At 40.0% G+C, this 5,594-nt stretch carries 3 protein-coding genes and 3 pseudogenes; all 6 read left to right on the forward strand.

Annotation, left to right across the window (positions count from 1 at the left end):
- Positions 1-866 precede the first annotated feature (866 nt).
- Positions 867-1,061: hypothetical protein (locus tag AFK68_RS13025; protein WP_210407385.1), on the forward strand; the 195-nt coding region annotated here is incomplete at its 3' end.
- A gap of 65 nt (positions 1,062-1,126) precedes the next feature.
- Positions 1,127-2,062: pseudogene (locus AFK68_RS13030) on the forward strand (primosomal protein N'); the annotation flags it as partial.
- A 30-nt stretch (positions 2,063-2,092) separates the two neighbouring features.
- Positions 2,093-2,517, forward strand: a 425-nt coding sequence (locus AFK68_RS45030; RefSeq protein WP_143437837.1) for a DEAD/DEAH box helicase family protein, incomplete at its 3' end; no start/stop codon positions are given.
- A gap of 1 nt (position 2,518) precedes the next feature.
- Positions 2,519-2,959, forward strand: a pseudogene (locus AFK68_RS13040) (DEAD/DEAH box helicase); the annotation flags it as partial.
- Between the two features lie 474 nt (positions 2,960-3,433).
- Positions 3,434-4,528, forward strand: a pseudogene (gene priA / locus AFK68_RS13045) (primosomal protein N'); the annotation flags it as partial.
- Positions 4,529-4,887: 359 nt separating this feature from the next.
- A partial coding sequence (locus tag AFK68_RS13050) for an alpha/beta fold hydrolase (protein ID WP_143437836.1) occupies positions 4,888-5,594 on the forward strand: 707 nt, incomplete at its 3' end.

Consider the following 5,594-nt stretch of genomic DNA (forward strand, 5'->3'; position numbering starts at 1 on the left):
TAAATAATTGTGGTTTAAAGCCTCCCCTTGGATAGGGGAAAAAAAGTGCTAGGATATTTCCCAATCTTCAATCAAGAGCGGTTTTAACCTTCTTGTAATTATCAATTATCCATTATCAATTATCAATTAATGAACTCTTAACCTTTCTTGTCGCCCCTCCAGGTAATTCAATAGTTTAGCAACTACCAAAAAATACAAATCATACCTAAAATTAGCAACGCCAAATTTTTAAGTTATGAGTAGGGAGTGAAATAGAGACAATACAGGAAAAAGAAAGATTGAAAAATACTCTACTACTCCCTTACCTTTAAGATTAGAATCAGAAGATTAATTCGGTTAGATTGCCATGTTAGGTGACACTAACTTTTGCATTCTGTGAAGCTCCTGAAAATAAATTGGCGAGGCTGAAGATTTTGCTATTGCATTTCCCAAAAAATGATGATAGTATGTAACTATAAGGCTTAACTCGCCTATATGCATGATTTTTTATTCAACAAAAAATGGTATTGTTTCGAGCGCGATAGAACTTCGTTCCGCTTCGCGACCGCAAATATTAATGTCAAAGATACCAAATGGGTTTTGTGGTCCCGCTGAAAAGTCGTCATTGCAATAATGAGCAGCAATCTCCCGCTACCTCTGAGATTGCTTCGTTCCACTCCGTTCCAGTCGCTGCGGACTTACAATAACTAAATTATCTGGATTTAATATAAAATCTTACCTTTAACTTCCATAAATAAAATAGTATAGCGATCGCTATTACTACTAGGAAATTTTCGCTCCTCTCAAATTTAGTCCGTGCTGCCAATTTAACTTCTGACTTCTGACTTCTGATTTCTGACTTAATTTTCCCCTAATTAATTTTGCCAATGTCCTACTCTGTCCAAACACTCTCAAAATCTGTCGTAGCTGAACCTGGGTCATCTTATCAAAATCTTCCCCCAGAGTCACAAGAGTGGCTAGAAGTCTTAGTTGATGTCCCTTTCCAAACTTCAACAGATAATACTGAAGAGGAAGAAAAATTATTTACCTATAAAATACCTCCCAATATGGATATTCAACCANCATTAAAACGTCTGACTTCTGACTTCTGATTTCTGACTTAATTTTCCCCTAATTAATTTTGCCAATGTCCTACTCTGTCCAAACACTCTCAAAATCTGTCGTAGCTGAACCTGGGTCATCTTATCAAAATCTTCCCCCAGAGTCACAAGAGTGGCTAGAAGTCTTAGTTGATGTCCCTTTCCAAACTTCAACAGATAATACTGAAGAGGAAGAAAAATTATTTACCTATAAAATACCTCCCAATATGGATATTCAACCAGGAGATATTTTAGTAGTACCATTTGGCAAACAACAAGTAGGAGCGATCGCTATCCGCAAAACTTCCCAACTTCCAGAAGGTTTAACTAGCGATCGCCTCAAAAATTTATCAGACATTATTACCAGAGGTTTTTTCCCTCCCACTTATTGGCAACTCCTAGAAAAAGTCGCCATCTATTATCAAACACCACTTATTAGAGTAATTCGCACTGCTCTACCACCAGGTTTACTCAAACGCAGTCAACGACGCATCCGCATCATCGAAACAGCAATACCAACAGGTGGAGAAATTTTCCTCAATACTAATGCTCAAAAAATTCTGGAAATTCTGCAAAACTCCAAAACCAAAGATTACACCTGGCAATACATTCAACGTCAAGTCAAAAGTGCTGAAAGAGGATTAAAAGATTTACTACAACGAGGTTGGGTAGAAAGCTATCTCGAACCCCCTTCCCCACCAAAACCAAAACTTAGACAAGCAGTCACTCTAGTTGCTCAAACCCCACCCAAAGACTTAACCCCACGTCAAAAAGAAGTTATGGAAGTGTTACGCCAAAGTGGAGGCGAAATGTGGTTAACAGAATTACTTAACACTTGCCAAACTACAACTTCTGTGGTAAAGAAACTCGAAGAAAAAGGCTATGCTGTCATTCAAGAACAAGAAGTATTACGGCGAGAACAAGGTAGGGGTGATACCAGAGACGAAATAAAAATCCTTACACCCTACCAAACAGAAGCATTANTGGAAGTGTTACGCCAAAGTGGAGGCGAAATGTGGTTAACAGAATTACTTAACACTTGCCAAACTACAACTTCTGTGGTAAAGAAACTCGAAGAAAAAGGCTATGCTGTCATTCAAGAACAAGAAGTATTACGGCGAGAACAAGGTAGGGGTGATACCAGAGACGAAATAAAAATCCTTACACCCTACCAAACAGAAGCATTAACAACCATTACCCAGATTCAAGAATTTGCTCAAATATTGCTTCATGGAGTTACAGGTTCAGGAAAAACAGAAGTATATTTACAGGCGATCGCTCCCATCCTCCAAAATGGAAAATCTGCTCTCGTACTCGTTCCCGAAATAGGTCTAACCCCGCAACTTACCGACAGGTTTCGCGCTCGTTTTGGCAAAAAAGTCTATGTTTACCATAGCGCCTTATCTGCGGGAGAACGTTATGATACCTGGCGTAACATNCATGGAGTTACAGGTTCAGGAAAAACAGAAGTATATTTACAGGCGATCGCTCCCATCCTCCAAAATGGAAAATCTGCTCTCGTACTCGTTCCCGAAATAGGTCTAACCCCGCAACTTACCGACAGGTTTCGCGCTCGTTTTGGCAAAAAAGTCTATGTTTACCATAGCGCCTTATCTGCGGGAGAACGTTATGATACCTGGCGTAACATGACCTGGGGTATTCCGCAAATTATCATCGGTACTCGTTCCGCAATATTCGCCCCACTGCCAAAATTAGGTTTAATTGTTTTAGACGAAGAACACGATAACAGTTTCAAACAAGACCGCCCCGCACCCTGTTATCACGCTCGCACCGTGGCGAAATGGCGAGCAGAGTTAGAAAACTGCCCATTAATATTAGGTTCAGCAACTCCCGCTTTAGAAAGTTGGTTGGAAACAAGAACGCAGAAACCCGGTTTATCTGAAAAATCTGATGGTTTGAACGATCGGGAAAATGAACCCGGTTTCTTAGCCGATGAAAATGTTTCCCTGACGCAGAAACCCAGTTTATCTGAAAAAAATGATAGTTTGAATAATCAGGAAAATGAACCCAGTTTCTTCGCTGATGAAAATGTTTCCCTGACACAGAAACAGAAACCGGGTTTATCTGAAAAAATTGATGATTTAAACGAAGGGGATAATAAACCCGGTTTCTTGAGTGTTTCCCCAAAACCCAANGATGAAAATGTTTCCCTGACGCAGAAACCCAGTTTATCTGAAAAAAATGATAGTTTGAATAATCAGGAAAATGAACCCAGTTTCTTCGCTGATGAAAATGTTTCCCTGACACAGAAACAGAAACCGGGTTTATCTGAAAAAATTGATGATTTAAACGAAGGGGATAATAAACCCGGTTTCTTGAGTGTTTCCCCAAAACCCAACACCTACTACCTCTCATTACCCGAACGCATCCACTCCCGACCGATGCCACCCGTAGAAATAGTAGATATGCGCCAACAACTGCGACAGGGAAACCGCACAATGTTTAGCTATCCTCTCCAAGAAGCACTGCGACAACTACAACAAACAAAACAACAAGGAATTTTATTCATTCACCGTCGCGGTCACAGTACATTCGTGTCTTGTCGTAGTTGCGGTCATGTCATGGAATGCCCTCATTGCGACATTTCACTTTCCTATCATTACACCCACGAAGGTGCAACTCCACTATTGCGTTGTCATTACTGCAACTATACCCAACCACAACCCCAACGTTGTCCCGAATGTGATTCTCCTTTCTTCAAATTTTTTGGTAGTGGTACTCAAAAAGTAGCGCAGGAATTAACCAGACAATTTCCCGAACTACGAACTATTAGATATGATAGCGACACAACTCGCAAAAAAGATGCTCACCGAAATTTGTTAAATCAATTTGCTAACGGGGAAGCAGATTTATTGATCGGTACCCAGATGTTGACAAAAGGTTTAGATTTAGCACAGGTGACATTAGTAGGAGTCGTGTCTGCTGATGGGTTACTGCATTTTTCAGATTATCGCGCCAATGAACGTGCTTTTCAAACATTGCTGCAAGTAGCAGGCCGTGCAGGTCGTGGAGATAACCCAGGGCAAGTCATTATTCAGACCTATACTCCAGAACATCCTGTGATTCAAGCGGTGCAACGTCATGATTATCAGTCTTTTGTAGAAACAGAATTACAGGCGAGAGCTGAGTTGCGATATCCTCCTCACGGGCGGTTGATTTTATTGCGTCTGAGTAGTTATGATCCGACCGAGGTAGCGGTGACTGCTCAACAGTTAGCAAGTGTATTGATGGAAAAAGCGGAAGAGGGAAAATATGATCTATTAGGTCCTGCACCCGCTCCTATTGCCAGAGTAGCAAATCGTTATCGGTGGCAGATTTTGTTAAAATTATTGTCTGGATGTGATGATGTACCCGATCTAACTAAGTTGAGTAATATTTGTCGCCCTGGCGTCAGTTTGACTGTGGATGTCGATCCGATGAATTTGTGATAAAGTAGCCTGTGTAACTGTACTAAATAAAGAGGGTTTATTGGCCTGATTATTATTTTTCCGGTTTCTGGGTAAGTCCTAATGTATATAATATATAGATGATATTATAGATGGAAAATACAACTAAACACAAAGTGTAATATTTTCAGTAAAAACTCGTACATAGAAACAAACTAAAAATATGGTAGACGTATTCTTTAATAATTGGGATAATAGCGGATTCAATAATTCCCGACCTATAGACACAAGCGATCCTACTTATGTAATTGTANATAGATGATATTATAGATGGAAAATACAACTAAACACAAAGTGTAATATTTTCAGTAAAAACTCGTACATAGAAACAAACTAAAAATATGGTAGACGTATTCTTTAATAATTGGGATAATAGCGGATTCAATAATTCCCGACCTATAGACACAAGCGATCCTACTTATGTAATTGTACATGGTTACCAAAGTACAGGTGGAAATCCAGATAATAACTTCACGCCTCAAGCTTGGATGTCAGAAATGGCAGAAAATATACGAGATTTAGAAGGCAATGATGCTAACATTTTGGTAGTAGATTGGCAAGATGGTGCTGATACTCTCAATTATCCTGCTGCTGCAGATAGAGTTGATGATGTAGGAGTTGAAGTAGCAAACTATTTGTTGGATCAAGGTGTTAATCCTGCTGATACCACACTTATTGGTCACAGTTTAGGTGCTCATGTAATGGGTGAAGCAGGTGAAGAACTTCGCGAACGTAGTGGCGAAGTCGATCTGCTTATTGGTCTCGATCCAGCAGGTCCTGAGTTTGAAGGAGGTTGGTTCTCTAGTGCCAACCCTACAGACGATCGCCTAGATCCAACCGATGCAGATAGAGTAGTTGCTTTCCATACTAGCAGCACATTAGGATACGACGATCCATTAGGTGACTTTGATGTATACGTTAACTGGGATGATTGGTTTCAACCAGGTTCCTGGAATTTTGCAGATAACCACAGCTACGCTCACACATTGTATAACGATTTATTAGAAGGAAACCAATTCCCGCAAAACAATGGTACTATATTCTCACT

The sequence above is a fragment of the Hydrocoleum sp. CS-953 genome (genome assembly GCF_002260545.1).
GTDB lineage: Bacteria > Cyanobacteriota > Cyanobacteriia > Cyanobacteriales > Microcoleaceae > Trichodesmium.